The sequence below is a fragment of the Mesorhizobium sp. WSM4823 genome (genome assembly GCF_055811195.1).
On the sequence record NZ_JBVVQL010000020.1, the window covers coordinates 42492 to 57570 of the forward strand.

At 61.0% G+C, this 15079-nt stretch carries 18 protein-coding genes and 1 tRNA gene; 13 read left to right on the forward strand and 6 right to left on the reverse strand.

Annotated features, from left to right (window positions below):
- Positions 1 to 389 precede the first annotated feature (389 nt).
- The 6 genes from AC0L26_RS29510 to AC0L26_RS29535 all read left to right on the forward strand — a co-directional run bounded on the left by AC0L26_RS29510 (position 390) and on the right by AC0L26_RS29535 (position 5287).
- A complete protein-coding gene (locus AC0L26_RS29510) occupies positions 390 to 1556 on the forward strand; it encodes a cystathionine beta-lyase (protein ID WP_473635732.1) in 1167 nt (388 codons plus the stop codon).
- Positions 1557 to 1819: 263 nt separating this feature from the next.
- Entirely contained in the window at positions 1820 to 2908 is a 1089-nt protein-coding gene (locus AC0L26_RS29515) for an HPP family protein (RefSeq protein ID WP_473635733.1), read from the forward strand.
- 117 nt (positions 2909 to 3025) lie between these two features.
- Complete coding sequence (locus tag AC0L26_RS29520) at positions 3026 to 3691, forward strand: RNA polymerase sigma factor (RefSeq protein WP_473635734.1); 666 nt, start codon at positions 3026 to 3028, stop codon at positions 3689 to 3691.
- Positions 3692 to 3789: 98 nt separating this feature from the next.
- The gene (locus AC0L26_RS29525; protein ID WP_473635735.1) at positions 3790 to 4314 is read left to right on the forward strand and encodes a DUF4142 domain-containing protein; all 525 of its coding nucleotides are present in this window, start codon (positions 3790 to 3792) and stop codon (positions 4312 to 4314) included.
- Positions 4311 to 4640 carry a cupredoxin domain-containing protein gene (locus AC0L26_RS29530; protein ID WP_473635736.1) on the forward strand — a complete coding sequence of 110 codons (330 nt, stop codon included), beginning with the start codon at positions 4311 to 4313 and terminating at the stop codon, positions 4638 to 4640. Before AC0L26_RS29525 ends, AC0L26_RS29530 begins: the two co-directional genes overlap by 4 nt.
- Positions 4641 to 4897: 257 nt before the next feature.
- Positions 4898 to 5287, forward strand: coding sequence for a YkvA family protein (locus AC0L26_RS29535; protein WP_473635737.1), 390 nt, complete (start codon positions 4898 to 4900; stop codon positions 5285 to 5287).
- A 67-nt stretch (positions 5288 to 5354) separates the two neighbouring features.
- On the opposite strand, the gene AC0L26_RS29540 is transcribed toward AC0L26_RS29535, so the two are convergent.
- Complete coding sequence (locus tag AC0L26_RS29540) at positions 5355 to 6170, reverse strand: crotonase/enoyl-CoA hydratase family protein (protein WP_473635738.1); 816 nt, start codon at positions 6168 to 6170, stop codon at positions 5355 to 5357.
- A gap of 84 nt (positions 6171 to 6254) precedes the next feature.
- On the opposite strand from AC0L26_RS29540, the gene AC0L26_RS29545 reads away from it, so the two are divergent.
- On the forward strand, positions 6255 to 6839 hold the full coding sequence (locus AC0L26_RS29545; RefSeq protein WP_473635739.1) for a TetR/AcrR family transcriptional regulator: 585 nt from the start codon (positions 6255 to 6257) through the stop codon (positions 6837 to 6839).
- A 38-nt stretch (positions 6840 to 6877) separates the two neighbouring features.
- Here AC0L26_RS29545 and AC0L26_RS29550 read toward each other — a convergent pair whose 3' ends face one another.
- The 5 genes from AC0L26_RS29550 to AC0L26_RS29570 form a co-directional block, all read right to left on the reverse strand.
- Complete coding sequence (locus AC0L26_RS29550; protein WP_473635740.1) at positions 6878 to 8104, reverse strand: anion transporter; 1227 nt, start codon at positions 8102 to 8104, stop codon at positions 6878 to 6880.
- Between the two features lie 606 nt (positions 8105 to 8710).
- Positions 8711 to 8866, reverse strand: a complete 156-nt coding sequence (locus AC0L26_RS29555) for a hypothetical protein (protein ID WP_352932455.1) — start codon at positions 8864 to 8866, stop codon at positions 8711 to 8713.
- Between the two features lie 231 nt (positions 8867 to 9097).
- The gene (locus AC0L26_RS29560) at positions 9098 to 9397 is read right to left on the reverse strand and encodes a DUF1236 domain-containing protein (RefSeq protein ID WP_473635741.1); all 300 of its coding nucleotides are present in this window, start codon (positions 9395 to 9397) and stop codon (positions 9098 to 9100) included.
- Between the two features lie 504 nt (positions 9398 to 9901).
- Positions 9902 to 9978 (reverse strand) — tRNA-Arg (locus AC0L26_RS29565).
- 62 nt (positions 9979 to 10040) lie between these two features.
- Entirely contained in the window at positions 10041 to 10346 is a 306-nt protein-coding gene (locus AC0L26_RS29570; RefSeq protein ID WP_027152615.1) for an ETC complex I subunit, read from the reverse strand.
- A gap of 1522 nt (positions 10347 to 11868) precedes the next feature.
- Between AC0L26_RS29570 and AC0L26_RS29575 the strand changes: the two genes are divergently transcribed.
- The 6 genes from AC0L26_RS29575 (at position 11869) to AC0L26_RS29600 (ending at position 15040) form a co-directional block, all read left to right on the forward strand.
- Entirely contained in the window at positions 11869 to 12039 is a 171-nt protein-coding gene (locus AC0L26_RS29575) for a hypothetical protein (protein ID WP_473635742.1), read from the forward strand.
- Positions 12040 to 12230: 191 nt separating this feature from the next.
- Positions 12231 to 12596, forward strand: a complete 366-nt coding sequence (locus AC0L26_RS29580; protein WP_473635743.1) for a hypothetical protein — start codon at positions 12231 to 12233, stop codon at positions 12594 to 12596.
- Between the two features lie 107 nt (positions 12597 to 12703).
- Positions 12704 to 12979, forward strand: a complete 276-nt coding sequence (locus AC0L26_RS29585; protein ID WP_473635744.1) for a hypothetical protein — start codon at positions 12704 to 12706, stop codon at positions 12977 to 12979.
- Positions 12980 to 12988: 9 nt separating this feature from the next.
- Positions 12989 to 13681, forward strand: a complete 693-nt coding sequence (locus tag AC0L26_RS29590) for an SOS response-associated peptidase (protein ID WP_473635745.1) — start codon at positions 12989 to 12991, stop codon at positions 13679 to 13681.
- A gap of 187 nt (positions 13682 to 13868) precedes the next feature.
- The gene (locus tag AC0L26_RS29595; protein ID WP_473635746.1) at positions 13869 to 14114 is read left to right on the forward strand and encodes a hypothetical protein; all 246 of its coding nucleotides are present in this window, start codon (positions 13869 to 13871) and stop codon (positions 14112 to 14114) included.
- 170 nt (positions 14115 to 14284) lie between these two features.
- Positions 14285 to 15040 carry a thermonuclease family protein gene (locus tag AC0L26_RS29600; protein WP_473635747.1) on the forward strand — a complete coding sequence of 252 codons (756 nt, stop codon included), beginning with the start codon at positions 14285 to 14287 and terminating at the stop codon, positions 15038 to 15040.
- Positions 15041 to 15079: the final 39 nt, after the last annotated feature.

A 15079-nucleotide genomic window follows, 5' to 3' on the forward strand; every position in this document is an offset into this window, starting at 1 on the left:
TGAACGCAGCTTCCGGTTCCGGCCCATTCCCGGAACCCCGCATCGCAACCGACGCGCTGCCTCCCATTCACGAACCGCATCGAAGGCGATTATTCCTGTGAGGTCAAGGAAAATGACCGAAACCGAAAGAGTTCGAAAACCAATTGCCGGAAATGCTCGAATTGCAGACGAACACGCCTGGAAATTAGTCAATGGTGCGAACGAAGCCGGCAGGTCCGGTCGGTGCAAAATCGGGGTTGGCCTTCGAAACCGCCTTCGGGAGGCTGCGTTTTGCCGAGTTGTCATGGGGTCAATTGGCACACCCAAAGTCCGCCGGCTGGCGGATGGCGAACGGTTGCGCCGCCAATGCTGCCGCACTATGGCTAGCGCTTCACCAGAGGCGAAGCGCAATGACAAAAGACCGCAACGAATTGGGCATCAACACGCGGCTTGCCCACTCGGGCAACAATCCGCGCGACTATTTCGGCTTCGTCAATCCGCCGGTCGTGCATGCCTCGACCGTGCTCTATCCCAACGCGGCGACGATGGCCGGCCGCGGCCAGAAATACACCTACGGCACGCGCGGCACGCCGACCACCGACGCCCTTGCAAGCGCCATCGATGGGCTGGAAGGCTCGGCCGGCACGATCATAGTGCCATCCGGGCTGGCGGCGGTGATGGTGCCGCTGCTGGCTTTCCTTTCGGCGGGCGACCATGTTCTGATCGTCGATTCCGTCTATCATCCGACCCGCAATTTCGCCGACACGATGCTGAAGCGCCTGGGCATCGACGTCGAGTATTACGATCCGCATGCCGGTGCCGGTATAGCGGCGCTGATCAAGTCCAACACCAGGGTCGTGTTCACCGAATCGCCGGCCTCCAACACCTTCGAAGTTCAGGACATACCGGCCATCGCCAGCGCGGCACACGCAGCCGGCGCGATCGTCATGATGGACAACACCTGGGCGACGCCGCTCTACTTCCGTCCGCTCGACCACAGCGTCGATATCTCGATCCATGCGGCGACGAAATATCCGGCGGGCCATTCCGACGTGCTGCTTGGCACCGTCTCCGCCAATACAGCCTGCTGGAAACAGCTTTGCGAGACCTTCTACACGATGGGCTGCTGCGCCGGACCGGACGATGTCTACCAGGTGCTGCGCGGCCTGCGCACGATGGGCGTGCGCCTCGACCAGCATCAGCGCAGCGCACTTGGCATCGCCGGCTGGCTGGAGGGCCAACCGGGCGTGGCGCGCGTGCTGCATCCCGCCCTCCCCAGCCATCCCGACCATGATCTCTGGAAGCGCGACTTTTGCGGCTCGAGCGGCATTTTCTCGATCGTGCTCAAGGGCGGCGGCCAAAAACAGCAGCATGCCTTCCTCGACGCGCTTGAGATTTTCGGCCTCGGCTATTCCTGGGGCGGCTATGAGAGCCTTGCGGTGCCGGTCTTCCTCGGCGACCGCGTCGTCGCCAAGGGCCCTTACGAAGGTCCGCTTGTCCGCCTGCAGATCGGGCTTGAGGATATCGATGACCTCAAGGCCGACCTTGCACGCGGCCTCGCTGCGGCGGCGGGTTGAGCGACGGCAGCGAGCCTCCAAAACCGATTCAGAAAACGCGCGCAACCACTTGAAAAGACTAGCCGGATCACGCTGCGTAGCTGCTCCGGCTGGCGGCCCAGACCTCGCCTGATCTGCCCGCGCGCAACAATATTTCCCAAATCCGCTATTTCTCGGATTGGTTTGGCTTTCGAATTTCAGCCGTCTGGCGTCATTGGAAGGCGTTTCAAAGTTCAACACTCCTCGGGGATCAACCCCAGAGTGGGATAAACCCCAGAGCATCCATGGCCTTTCGTCTTTTTTCTCCCATATTGGCCGGCGCGACACTGCGCGAGCGCATGATCGCCTGTTTCGGTGCGACGATCGGCATTGCGCTGACCGGCGCGATCGGTGGCCTCGTGCTCGGCAGCGGCCCGCATGTGCCGCTGCTCGTGGCGCCGATGGGTGCCTCGGCAGTGCTTTTGTTCGCAGTGCCGGCGAGCCCGCTGGCGCAACCCTGGTCGATCATCGGCGGCAACACAATATCGGCGCTAGTCGGCGTGATCGTGGCGCACTTCGTGCATGAGCCCGTTCTTGCCACGGGCATTGCCGTTGCGCTTGCCATCGCCGCCATGTCGTTCACACGCTGCCTGCATCCACCAGGCGGCGCGGCGGCTCTGACGGCGGTGTTCGGCGGCCCGGCCGTCATCAGTGCGGGTTTCCTGTTTCCGTTCGTGCCGGTGGCGCTGAACTCCGTGGTGCTTGTGGCGCTCGGCTACGGCTTCCACAGGTTGTCGAGGCGCAACTATCCTCACGTGCCGGCTCCTGCCCCCAGGAGCACGCATGGAACCATCGACCCGCCGGCACGGGAGCGGGTCGGCTTCCGGCCGGAGGATATCGATGCCGCACTCGGCGCGCTGGAGGAGACCTTCGATATCGACCGCAACGACATCGAACGACTGCTGCGGCAAGTCGAATTGCAGGCGATGGTGCGCACGCACCGGACCTTGCTGTGCGAAGACATCATGTCGCGCGATGTGATTTCGATCGATGAAAACGCTCGCGCAGAGGACGCTCGTCATTTGCTGCTCGAGCATAACATCCGCACGCTGCCGGTCGTCGATAGAGAAGCAAGGCTGGTCGGCGCCGTCGGGCTTCGAGAACTGACGCGAGCGGCGGAGACCGTGAAAAGCGTGACATCGACAGCGGCGACTGCCTCGGCGAGCGCGCCGGCCATGGGCCTCCTGCCGGTGCTTACCGACGGCCGCAGCCACGCCGTCGTCATCGTAGACGACAACCAGCACATTCTCGGCCTGATTACGCAGACCGATCTGCTGGCTGCAACGGCACGCGCGCAAGCTGGCGACAAGGCGTTGGCGGAAGCGGCAGCGTAATCGGTGCCGGCCGCCGCGAAAAATATTCGGGAACCTTTTCTCGGCTAGACCGTCCACTGTTTCGATCGGAGGATTTGCTTCCGGTCAGGAGATTGGCTCGCGATGAGGAAACCGGTCATGTCTGCTGTCTTGACCGTCACGGCATCTGGCGACATCCAGCTTGTCGGGCGCGCGCTGGCGCGCGAGGGCGGAGCCTTCCGCACGATTATCAAGATGCACAACCGGCGACTCTATCGTATCGCCCGCAGCATCGTCCGCAACGACAGTGAGGCTGAAGACATCGTGCAGGAGGCCTATGTCAGGGCCTTTGCCCATCTCGGGGATTTTCGCGGGGAATCCTCGCTCGCCACATGGCTGTCGCGCATCGTCATCAATGAGGCGCTTGGGCGCTTGCGCAAAAGACGGCGAACGGTAGCCATGCCGCAAACTCCACACGCCGAAATCATCAAATTTCCCCTCGATCCCGGCGACGATCCGGAGCGGACGATGGCGCAACGGCAAATCCTCGAGCTCGTCCAACGGGCGACCGATCGGCTTCCCGATGTGTACCGGACAGTGTTCGTGGCACGGGTGATCGAGGGTCTCAGCATCGAGGAGACCGCCGAATTGCTTGATGTGCGGCCCGAAACCGTCAAGAGCCGCCTGCACCGCGCCCGCGCCCTCGTGCGCAAGGCGCTGGACGATCAGATCGGCCCGGTGCTGCTCAATGCGTTCCCCTTCGCCGGCCGCCGGTGTGAACGGCTGACCGCCGCGGTGATGCAGCGACTTGGCTTTACAGACTGATTTCTCCCGAATTCCCGGGAACGTTTGCCCCCGCCCGGCATCCAATCATCGTCAACTGAAATGCCCGGAGCCAACCGCATCCGGCGAAGGAGAACGTCATGTCTATTCGATCGACCACCGCACTGGCAGCGCTTTTCCTGCTCAGCGCAGCGCCGTTGGCGCAAGCTGCCGACAAGCCGACCGACCCGCAGATCGCCCACATCGCCTACACAGCCGGCGTGCTTGACGTCGAAGCGGCCAAACAAGCGCTGGAGAAATCGAAGAACAAAGAGGTTGTAGATTTCGCCAAAGATATGGTGCGAGATCATGAAGCCGTAAACAAACAAGCGCTTGACCTGGTCAAGAAGCTCAAGGTTACGCCGGAGGACAACGCCACCAGCAAGGCGCTGACCGAGGCGGCGGCCGAGGAACGAGCCAAGCTCGCCAAACTCGACGGCGCCGCCTTCGACAAGGCCTATGTCGCCAACGAGGTCGCCTACCATAAGCAGGTCAACGGCGCGCTGAAAACCCTGCTGATACCCGCGGCCGAGAATGCCGAACTGAAGAATCTGCTGGAGACCGGCCTGAAGCTATTCCAGGGCCATGAACAGCATGCCGAACATGTCGCCGGCAGACTGAAATGAGAACAGCACCGACGGCGTCGAAACGGCATCTGTGGATTGCTCTGGCGCTAACCATTGGTGCCGCACCAGCCAAGGCCGAAACGATTGAGGTGACGATTGAGAAGCTTGTATTTTCGCCCGCAAGCATCAAGGCGAAGGTCGGCGACACGATCGAGTGGGTCAACAAGGACGTGTTCGCCCACACGGCGACCGTCAAAGGCGGCTGGGAGGTGATGATCCCGCCGAAGAAGGCGGCGAGCCTGACGCTGAAGACGGCGGGTTCGGTCGACTATTTCTGCCGCTTCCATCCCAACATGAAAGGCCATCTGACGGTAAGGTCGCCGTAGCCATGCCAAGCGGAGACCGCCCTGTGCGCACAGGGCGGTGCGGCAGCGTCAAGCCACCTGGTAGCGAGGGCGGGTTCGCCGGTTTGCGTCGCGGCGAACAGGATGGCTCGGGCGGCGGCGTAGGTTTCCTACAGCGCACGGTCATGGACTGACGGCAGCATGATGGCTTCACCCTGTCGAACCCTGCCAGGGCGGCGTCGATCATTGTCTTTCGCGGGCAGCAACCGCCGCTCGACAATCTATGTTAAAACAATCCTATGAAAGCATGGCTGGAAACGGCAAAGCGCCGGGCGCGCGACATCAGGCTTGATGTCGTCGCCCTGTGGTTCGCCGCGCGTGACCCTCGGGTGCCCTGGTCCGCGAAACTCGTGGCGGGGATGGTGGCCGCCTATGCGCTTTCCCCAATCGACCTGATCCCGGATTTCATCCCGGTGCTTGGCTATCTCGACGACCTGATCATCGTGCCGCTCGGCGTAATCCTGGCGATAAAGCTTATTCCGTCGCCACTGATGGATGAGTTTCGGGCGCGGGCTGCCGCGCTCGAAAGACGCCCGCAAAGCAGGACGGCAATGTTCTTTATCGTGGCGCTCTGGCTGGCTTTGGCGGCTTTGCTGATCTGGGCGTTCTGGCCCACCCGCGCCAAATAGTCCTCCGCAATCGAACGCCTCAACTATCGCCGGAACCGGCTCCAGCGAGATCACAGTCCCTGGCGCTTCACGCATCCGTAGCAATGCGCGACCACGAGCCGGAATAGGTCGGCTTGCGGCGCGCGATCCAGGCGTCGAGCCCTTCGCGCAGATCAGCGGTCGGAGCCATGCGGGCGAACTGTTCGGCCTCGACCAGCAAGCCTTCGGCGATGGACTGGTTGAGGCCGCGCGTTACCGCAGTGAGGATACTGGCGACCGCCAGTTGCGAGTGCCGGGATATCCGCCGAGCCAGGTCGAGAGCGGCCGGCATCAGGTCGTCATGTGGAACCACTTGGTTGACGAGGCCGAGCTGGAGCGCGCGTTGCGGCGAGAACACCTCCCCTGTCAGCAGCAATTCAAGCGCGCGCTTGCGCCCTGCCAGTCTCGGCAGGCGCTGCGTTCCACCGAAGGTCGGCGGCATGGCGAGATTGATTTCGGGTTTGGCGAACGAGGCGCGCTCGCTGGCGATGGCGAGCGGCGCGGCCTCGGTGATCTCGCAACCTCCGCCGAAGGCAAGACCGTTGACTGCGGCGATGACGGGCTTGCGGAACGCTTCCAGCCGTGCCGTCAATCGCTGCCCGCGCATGACGAAATCGCGCAGAGCGACATCGGCGCCAAGTGCCACGCTTGCCGAGAATTCGTGGATGTCGCCGCCTGCCGAGAACGCCCGCTCGCCTGCGCCGGTGAGGATGACTGCGCGGATAGAGCCATCGACCTCGATGACGTCGAGGATGGCCAGCAGGCGATCGATCATGGCGTAGTTCAGTGCGTTGAGTTTTTCAGGGCGATTGAGGGTCAGGACGGCAACTCCGTCGCGAACCTCGCTCAGGACAAGTCCGGTCATTTGGCTTCCTTTCCGATATGGCTGGGCAAGAAAGGATCAGGCTTTCGATTGCTTGTATATTCACTAGTCGGTATACCTCGCCCTATGCCGCAAGCGCCCAGCCCTACCCGCAAACGCATTGTCGATGCCGCGACGAAGCTCTTTTATGCCGAGGGGATTGGCCGTGTCAGCGTCGATGCGGTCGCTGAAAAGGCAGGCATCACCAAGCGCACGCTTTACTATCATTTCAAGAGCAAGGACGACCTGATCGCCGCTTATCTCGATGGCCGCGACCAGCCGAACCTGAAGCAGATGGCCGGCTGGTTCGACACCGCCGAAGGCGGCCCCGATCGCAAGGTCGAAGCGATCTTCACCAATCTGGCACGGGTGGCGCGCCACCCCAGATGGAAAGGATGCGGTTTCCTGCGAACGGCCGCGGAACTCGCCGCCATGCCCGGACACCCGGCGATCAAGGTCGGGGCGCGACACAAGGCGAATTTCGAAAAATGGCTGGCCGGCGAAATGTCAGGCCGCGGCATTTTGGAACCGCAGACGCTAGCGCGCGAAATCGTCCTTCTCATGGACGGCGCCTTCTCGATCATGTTGATCCACCGCAACCCTGATTATATCGAAGCAGCCGGCCGGGCTGCGGCGATGCTCGTTCGGGCGAGATCCAAAAACAGCGTCTGACGACGCGTTCATAATGCTGCCGGAACTATCCGCGCCGGCTAAAGCCCGAAAGCCAGCCACGCAGTCCCGGCAAGCAGCGTGACCAGCGTCAGCGGCAGGCCTACCTTGAAGAAGGCGGCGAACGATAGTGGTGTGCCGGAGACCCGCGCGTGCTCGGCGACAATCAGATTGGCGACCGAACCGAGCAGCGTGAAATTGCCGGCCAGCGTCGAACTCATCGCGACGACCAGCCAGGCGCGCTCGGGGTTTTCCAGACCGGGTATGAACGGCCGCAACGCCAGCACGGCCGGAACGTTGCTCATGATGTTGGACAACACCGCGGTGAGGCCGGACAGCCGCCAGACGTCGTCCAGCCCGAGGTCCTTTGCCGAGGCGATGATGTCGGGGCTGAGCAGCGCCTTCTCGGCGCCGGCGACGACGATGAACAGGCCGGCGAACATGAACAGCAGCGGCCCGTCGATCTCGCGATAGATGCGCGCCGGCTTGATGGCGCGGGTGACCAGGAGAATGGCGCCGCCGATGAGCGCCGCCTTGGCGACCGGCACGCCGGCGAAGAAGGCGATCGCCAGTCCGATGCAGACGGCTGCCGCCTTCAGCACCTGTCCCGGTAGCATGCGGCCGCGATAGACTTCGGGGCTGAGTTCGGCCTTGCGAGCGAATTCTGCGCGATAGACGATTCGCACGATGACGAGGACGGCGACGAGGCCGAACAGGGCGACCGGCGCCAGAGCCGCCGAAAAGGCCGGATAGGAAATTCCCGACAGCGCGCCGATGACCATGTTCTGCGGATTGCCGGTGATGGTGGCGACGCTGCCGCAATTCGACGCCGTGGCGGTGGCGATCAGGTAGGGAACTGGGTTGCGGTTGATGACACGGGTGACATGGACGACAATCGGCGCCATGACCAGGCAGATAGCGTCGTTGACCAGGAACGCCGACAGAACGCCGGTCAGCAGCGTCACCATCACCAGCAGCATAAACGGCGCATGCGCGTGCTCGATGGCGATGGCGCCGAGTGCGCGAAAAGCGCCCGACACTTTTAGATGGGCCACGACGATCATCATGCCGAGCAGCAGCGTGATGGTGTCGAAATTGATGGCACGGTAGGCCTCGTCCAAGCTGAGCGCGCCGATGGCGATCATCGCCGCACCGCCGAGCAGCGCAATGCCTGCCCGGTCGAGGCGCAGACCGGGGAACCTGCCGATGGCCACGCCCGCATAGGTCAGGATCAGGATCAGCAGTGCCGCCGCGCCCATCGTTGTCATTCGTGGAAAGCCCCGTTCAGATCCGCCCGACCGCCATTGGCGGATATGTCCACCAACGCCCCCCTCACCGCGAACATTGGATGAAGCACAGGAAGTGCCCGCGACATCGGCGAATCCAACCTGCGAAGCGTGCAGAGATCGGTGATACCTGAAAAGGGACATGGATTCACGCGCCATGTCTCCGGCGTGCCCGGCGTGCTTTTGGAAGCGTCTTCAGAGCCGCTCGCGGCCCGCGGCCGGAACTAGTGAAGGCCTAGCCGACGTATTTGCGCGTGCCGATCTCGCCCATCGGGGCGAACGCCGGCTTCCCCGCCTCGCGCGCTCGCCCCCGGCAGTCGAGCTTATTGCCGCATCTACCGCGCTCCCGGTGGAGTCGTGAGCAAGTACTCGTGCTTCCTGAAGATAGCAATCTTGTCGGGATAGGTGATCCGGATATCGCGTCCGCATCCGTCGCACTTGTAATGGGAAACGACCTGAAACCAACTGCCGTTCTTGACGACGGTGAAATTGCACTGCGGGCATTGGAAGGTCAGACCGACAGAGAATAGGCTGGGTGAGAGGGACATTGCAGCGCCTCGCATTCTGAAGAGCTTAAGGGCGGCTTGGTTAGTCCAGCGTCTCGACGACGAAGGATGCGGCAATCAAATCGTCGGCATCGATTCTGCCCTTGCCGTCCTCCATGACGGCTGCGACCTTTCGAAAAGTCTTCAGTTCATTCTCGGTAATCCGCGCGTCGCGCATCCTTTTATCGAGGTTGGTCATGCGCCTTCGAAGCGCCTGCGATGCTCCAATCTCACGGTTCAACATGGTGATCATATTCCTCCCTTGCTGGCTTCCCTTGCCGGCTTCCCGCCGCACGTTTCGGCACGGCGGGATCTCCTCCTAGCCGCCAGAGCGATTCAGTTTTTTAGAACCTCAGAACCGCTCTAAGTATTTGTTTTTGCGCAATTCCGGACGGAGAACCGCTACGCATTTTTCCTCGAATTGCTATGGTCATTCAATGACTTTGATGATCTTGCGTGTGCCTGGATCAACGACAACAGTCCGGTTATCGACCACCACGTAGCTGTATCTGGTGTCGGGAACTTCATGAAGCTCGACCGTCTCGGGCAGCGTTGAGCCTATATTGAGCTCCACCCCTGGCACCTTCACCGATGCGAGCGGCTGCTTCTTCACATATTCCTTGATGACGGTCTCCTGCTCAGGCTCGATGACTACGTCCTGAGCGGCAGCGGCGCCGATGCCTGCCAGCAGCAGAAATCCCGCCGCTGCAGTGGAAAGACGCATTCTCATAAGTGCCTCCTTTGTGTGAGCTCTGTTGCGCCAAACGGCGTCTTCGCGTCAGGCTCACCAAACCTGAGGCAGCAGCAAACGTTCCTTGAGTGGGCTTCGGTCCTATACGAGACAGGACCTAAGTCTCAGCTGTTCGCGCAATAGGCTGGATATCGCGCCATCCGGAACCGCGGTTGCTCGCAATCGTTGCAAGCTGCGAGTTTACGGGAGGAGCCCATGGAAAAGAGTGTTCACCAAGCCCGCTGGTTACTTGCTCCGGTCCTCGCGGTCTCCATCACGTTTCTGGCGATTGGAATGATCGTTAGCTAAGGACCAACTGAGCCGTACTGAGATCTGCGCAGCTACGTCCCTTCCTGCGCTGATAAGGGACCACCCGCTATTCCTCGATTTGGCGGGTGGTCCGAACCGCATTTCGGCTGACCAAGCCGGCCAGCTTACAGAAGGCCAAGAGTGTCTTGCGGCACAAACCGTCACCTATGTGTCCAAAATGGACCTTGGAAAGATTGGCGATCCCGACAGGATTCGAACCTGTGACCATCGGCTTAGAAGGCCGGTGCTCTATCCAGCTGAGCTACGGGACCGCTGGGCCGACGCCAAAAGGCCGGCTGAATCATGCGCCGGGATCGCTGCCCGGCATTGCCCGTCAATGTGTCCAGGGCGTCCTGCGGTCATAGCGGAAATTCTCCGCATAGGAAATCTGGCGGCGCTTGGATTCCTTCGGCTCCTCGACACGGTACGCCAGCCCCTCTTTTTCGGCATAGGCCACCGCCTCTTCCCTGGTGTCGAACGTAAGCCTGATCTGGCTGCGCATGTCACCCGACGTGGTGTAGCCCATCAGCGGATCGATTTTCTTGCGCATCTCGGGATCGAATTCCAACACCCAGTGGCCGGTCTTGGCCTTGCCGGACTGCATCGCGGTTTTGGCTGGGCTGAAAATGCGCGCGGACATGGCCACCTCGTTGCTAAGTGCAGCGGCACCGCCGCTATAGCCCCGTCATTACTTCGCAATGCAGCCGGCGGCAAGGCCGATGCTTGCCGCAGCACCCTTCGGCAGGCCTGGCCACCGACAATGATCGTGCCAGGTCTTGGCAAAACTCCGTTCCCCGCCATCAGCTTGAACAGTTTGCGGCGAAGCCGTTGCGCGACTTGGTTGGCATTTTCCGCTCCGCTCTCGGCCCGGGCCTGCCGTTTGTTCCGTTTTCGTCTTTTAAGGGGTTGCGCAGCCAAGCCTGGAACCCTATAGCCCGCAAGGACTCGGAGTGTAGCGCAGCCTGGTAGCGCATCTGGTTTGGGAAAAGTGGCGCTTGGCGCATTTTCCTCCGGGTTTTCAGATAGTTCGAACCTACCTATACTGACGCCGTGGTAATCCCCGTGGTACTTTTGGTGTGGTGGCTCGCATGACCCGTTTCCGAGGTGACGCCCGCCTCATTGTCACCGCGGCCCTGATCGTCACGCCGTTCGTGATCGTGTTCGGGCTGATCTATCGGGCGCTTCAGTGGATGGGCTGGATCTAGCGCCGATCAGCTTTAACGGCATGGCGGGTGTAGGCGCGCTCGACCCGGCGCATGCGGCTTGAACTTAGGGCCGGCACCCAAGGTCAATTGCAATACTGGCGAGACCGCGCTTCAGGCTATCGTAGCGCAAAAAGGGCCTCTCTTGCAGGGAACTGTCCTCCAGGCGATGCAGACTAGCCAGCAGCCCGCGTCGTTGCACACCCGCCTTTTAGCTATGCATTTCGTGCACCTCGAGTTCCAACATCCCCACCAAGATAAGTCATCGCCGCCGCCTAGACCAACTCGGGCTGCACCTGGATAAGCGCTTTGCCACTCTAAATCGTCCTCGCCTTCCAAACCGCCCCTATATGGCCCTAGCCAGGTAGGACGGTCGTCTGTCGCGACGCTATCAAATTGCGGCGGTATGCCCCCACCCATCCTTGATAAGCCAGAACCGTCAAATTGGGTCTGATCTCTCAACACCTGAGGGCCGAAACCGGCAGTCTCTCTAGGTTGTGAGAGGAGAGCCGCGAAAACTTTGGCCTGACCGTCTTTGGGTTCCTTCAATGTGATCTGGAGCAGCGGGTGGCTGTGGTCTTTGCATGGCGCGCTTCCAACTCGTTCGGCCGATTCAATCATGTCCACAGGCAAGTCGACCCAATTTTCGCAACCGGACCGTGTGAAGGCGATGTAACCCGCCGTCTTCGATGCTTTCGACATTCCCGTGATTACAAGATCAGAACGGTCCAGTTGGCCTGAATTGAGCGCCTTTTCGAGTTCAATGCCGGAATAGGTTGCGCTAGCCATGCTACCCTCCAATTGTTTCGAAAGCCCCAGAGTACTATACGCGCAAGAAGCCGCATCGTCGCGGCAAACTTTCCCGTTGGTTTATAAACCCGCGCCGGCAACGCCGCCATCATTCCCCGCATTTAGAGACTGTTGTGCAGCCGCTCACCCTCGAAATCTTTCCGTGTGCCAATGGATCTTGCCGCCGATCTTCATCGGTTTATGGATCATCAGGCGCTTTGGCAGGTGCTCGGGATGGACCTCGAGGAGCGTGATTGTGATTTGCGGCTTGCACCGGCTGCAATCGAATTTGAGCGACTGGGGATCGACGCCGCCGCCATAGACCATCATCAGGTCGGCTGAACGGCAGTAGCGGACATTGCCGCAGCTGCATTCCGCTTTGACGAGCATATTGTGCCGGGTCGCCTTGCCCAGCGTGTCGATCGGATCGTGCGCCATGCCACTAGAAAAGGAACATATTCCTGATCCGTCAAGAGGCTCTTGACTCTAATGTTCTCATTTCGTTCACTGTGGGCATCAGAAGGAGCTGAACCATGAGCGACAAGCAGGAACCTATGGTCCCAGTCGAATTCGCGGGCGTGTTTTTCTCCGTCCATGAAATGCCGAACGGTCGATTGCGTATCGATTTTGAAGGCCAGGCAATTCCATCACTGCCGGGTGTCTCCTATGGCTTGGCCATGAAGGCTGGTGCCAGCAAGGAACAGGTGGAAAAGTTACGGGACTTGCTCGAGGAGCTTTGCCCCGAATATTACACTGGGTTCCTGGATCGCGTCGACGATGAGCAGTTTCAGGACTGGATGATGGAAGGCTACGACATCGCCGGGTATTTGAACCCCGGGCGCCGGTTGGGCCCGGGTGATGAAATCGGCCGCGATCCTTTTGCCTACGATAGCAAGTAGACACGTTCCTTATGCGCAGTCGCGGCCCCTCGCCCGCTAGGATCGATCGGGAATGGCCTTACCAAGTCGCTCTGCCCGACGACCTATGCACGGGGCACAGCTTCACGTTGATCCGCGAGGTTTGCGAAGAGCGCAGGCTGACCCCAATGAAAAGGCTAGTGCAGGCGAAATGGCCGAACGGCCGATATGAGGACTGGCGGCTCTACTGTTTCGCCGATCAGGCTTCAGCTCAAGCGTTCCTTGACCATTTCCCGGGCGTGATGTTCGATCCAAAGCGCGACCGAGAAAACGGAAAAGCACGCGGCGTCTGGCGCCGGACGGGCGAATACAAGAGAACTCTCGATCTCGGGCCGCTGAGCGTCCCCGAGATCCTGCGCAACTGAGGCAGCGGCATGTGCGGACGCTACACCAGATATCTGCCGTGGTCGGAAATTCACCGGCTCTACCGACTGACGGCGCCAGCCGAAATCGGCCGCAATGACGCGCCTCGCTACAACATCGCGCCGACCGAGGAAGTGCCATTCGTCACGGCGGGCGAGAATGATGGGCACAAGCTCCGCCAAGGTCGATGGTGGCTGGTTCCCTGGCATGCCAAGGAACTCCCCAAGGCCACCATGTTCAACGCCCGCTCCGAGACCATCGACACCTCTGGAGCCTTCAAGGATGCGTTCAAGTCGAAGCGCTGCCTGATCCCTGCCGACGGCTTTTATGAGTGGACGATCAGCCCGGCTGACAAGGGGCGTGACCCCTGGCATATCTTCCTGCCCGATCATCAGCCGTTCAGCTTCGCCGGCATCTGGGCCTACAACAAGAACCTCGACGTGACGAGCTGTTCGATTGTCACCATGCCGGCCGGTGACACGATGCGCCAGATTCATGATCGGCAGCCGGTGATCCTCGATCCGGACGTCTATGATGCCTGGCTGGACCCGGAAACGCCGCCGAACGACGCCAAACAGTTGTTGCACGAAAACCTCGATGAGGACCTGGAGCTCTACCGTGTCGGCCGCGACGTGAACGCCTCCGTCAAGAACAAGCTGCCAAACGACAGCGCGCACATGATCGAACGGATAGCGCTGCTATGAGCGACGAAATCCGCCTTCCCGGCACAATGGAGCCGGTCACCCGCCCAGGTATTCAGCATCACCGGTGCGAGCATCCCGGCTGTGGCAAGAATGCTGGATGGGGCTTTGCCAGGCCAAGGCAGACTCCGCACTGGTTCTGTTTCGAGCACCGCGAAGACGGCGAGCTATATCTTTGAGGAAGATCCGCATGATCAGACCGCCAAGACGACAGGGCGAATACCCCGACCGCGGGATTGATTGCCAGGAGGCCATGGAGCCAGGATTTCAGGCGATCGTCGATTGCATGCTTGATGCCGGATGGACGCGTGGGGAGATCATGCGGTCTTTGAAGCTGCTGATCGCAGCCGACAACATGACCCAAAAGGAAAACGCGAAGGTTGAGGCGCAGCTCGCGATCGCGCGTGCGATGATGTCCGCTGGCCGACCTCGTTAAGGAGCACTGATCGACGAGCGGACCTGAAGGATATCTGGACTCTCGCCTAAGATCCAAGCATTCTCTCTTTCGGGAGAAGGGGCGTGAGCAAAATCCGCCGATATCAGGCTGACCGGTGGCGAGGGCGCGCTGGCCGTAGAATGCCGTCACGGCGGCTGCCGCGACCGCTATTGGGGCTGATCTTCCTCGGCGTCGCCACGCTTGCCGCCGCAGTCACCCAGTTCGTAATGCAGAGCACCGCAAGCCTCCAGTCCACGGTAACAAACTGGACAGAGCCGCTGCCTGGTTCGATGGAAGGCCGCGCCTCCGTGATTGATGGCGACACGGTAGAGATTGCAGGCCGAAGGATTCGTTTCAATGGCATCGATGCGCCAGAGAGCCGGCAGTACTGCGATGACGCGAAGGGCTTCGATTATCCATGCGGGCGCCGCGCGGCCCAAGCCTTGGACGAGTTCCTGGCAGCTTCGCGACCACTGCACTGCAGTTTTGTCGACCGTGATCGGTACGGGCGTCTCGTCGGGAACTGCAATCGCGCCGACGGCCGAAGCGTTCAGAAATGGCTCGTTGAACAAGGCCTCGCTCTAGACTGGCCTCGCTATTCGAACGAAGCATTCGCCGCCGAGCAAGTCTCGGCCAAGGCCGCGCATCGCGGCGTATGGCAAGGCAGATTCGATCCCCCGTGGGACTGGCGGGCTGCGAACGTCGACAAGGTTGAGACGGTCAGCGAGCAATCGACCGGCTTCGGTCTGCTCGGCTCCGGTTGCAACGTCAAAGGCAACATCAGCGTGAACTCGGGTGAGCAAATCTACCATCTGCCGGGCCAAGAGTATTACGACGAGACAGTGATCACGCCGAGCAAAGGCGAGCGCTGGTTCTGCAGCGAGGCCGAGGCGCGCTCGGCCGGCTGGCGTAAGGCCAGGCGGTAAAGGGTCGACGGGCAGCTGCGCGAATGGCTGGAAACCAAC

Coding starts and splice junctions, on each gene's coding strand:
- AC0L26_RS29560 (WP_473635741.1), bottom strand. CDS start 9,397: ATGAGAATGCGTCTTTCCACTGCAGCGGCGGGATTTCTGCTGCTGGCA.
- AC0L26_RS29570 (WP_027152615.1), bottom strand. CDS start 10,346: ATGTCCGCGCGCATTTTCAGCCCAGCCAAAACCGCGATGCAGTCCGGC.
- AC0L26_RS29540 (WP_473635738.1), bottom strand. CDS start 6,170: ATGACCGGACTTGTCCTGAGCGAGGTTCGCGACGGAGTTGCCGTCCTG.
- AC0L26_RS29515 (WP_473635733.1), top strand. CDS start 1,820: ATGGCCTTTCGTCTTTTTTCTCCCATATTGGCCGGCGCGACACTGCGC.
- AC0L26_RS29550 (WP_473635740.1), bottom strand. CDS start 8,104: ATGACAACGATGGGCGCGGCGGCACTGCTGATCCTGATCCTGACCTAT.
- AC0L26_RS29510 (WP_473635732.1), top strand. CDS start 390: ATGACAAAAGACCGCAACGAATTGGGCATCAACACGCGGCTTGCCCAC.
- AC0L26_RS29525 (WP_473635735.1), top strand. CDS start 3,790: ATGTCTATTCGATCGACCACCGCACTGGCAGCGCTTTTCCTGCTCAGC.
- AC0L26_RS29530 (WP_473635736.1), top strand. CDS start 4,311: ATGAGAACAGCACCGACGGCGTCGAAACGGCATCTGTGGATTGCTCTG.
- AC0L26_RS29545 (WP_473635739.1), top strand. CDS start 6,255: ATGCCGCAAGCGCCCAGCCCTACCCGCAAACGCATTGTCGATGCCGCG.
- AC0L26_RS29595 (WP_473635746.1), top strand. CDS start 13,869: ATGATCAGACCGCCAAGACGACAGGGCGAATACCCCGACCGCGGGATT.
- AC0L26_RS29590 (WP_473635745.1), top strand. CDS start 12,989: ATGTGCGGACGCTACACCAGATATCTGCCGTGGTCGGAAATTCACCGG.
- AC0L26_RS29520 (WP_473635734.1), top strand. CDS start 3,026: ATGTCTGCTGTCTTGACCGTCACGGCATCTGGCGACATCCAGCTTGTC.
- AC0L26_RS29555 (WP_352932455.1), bottom strand. CDS start 8,866: ATGACCAACCTCGATAAAAGGATGCGCGACGCGCGGATTACCGAGAAT.
- AC0L26_RS29535 (WP_473635737.1), top strand. CDS start 4,898: ATGAAAGCATGGCTGGAAACGGCAAAGCGCCGGGCGCGCGACATCAGG.
- AC0L26_RS29575 (WP_473635742.1), top strand. CDS start 11,869: ATGGATCTTGCCGCCGATCTTCATCGGTTTATGGATCATCAGGCGCTT.
- AC0L26_RS29580 (WP_473635743.1), top strand. CDS start 12,231: ATGAGCGACAAGCAGGAACCTATGGTCCCAGTCGAATTCGCGGGCGTG.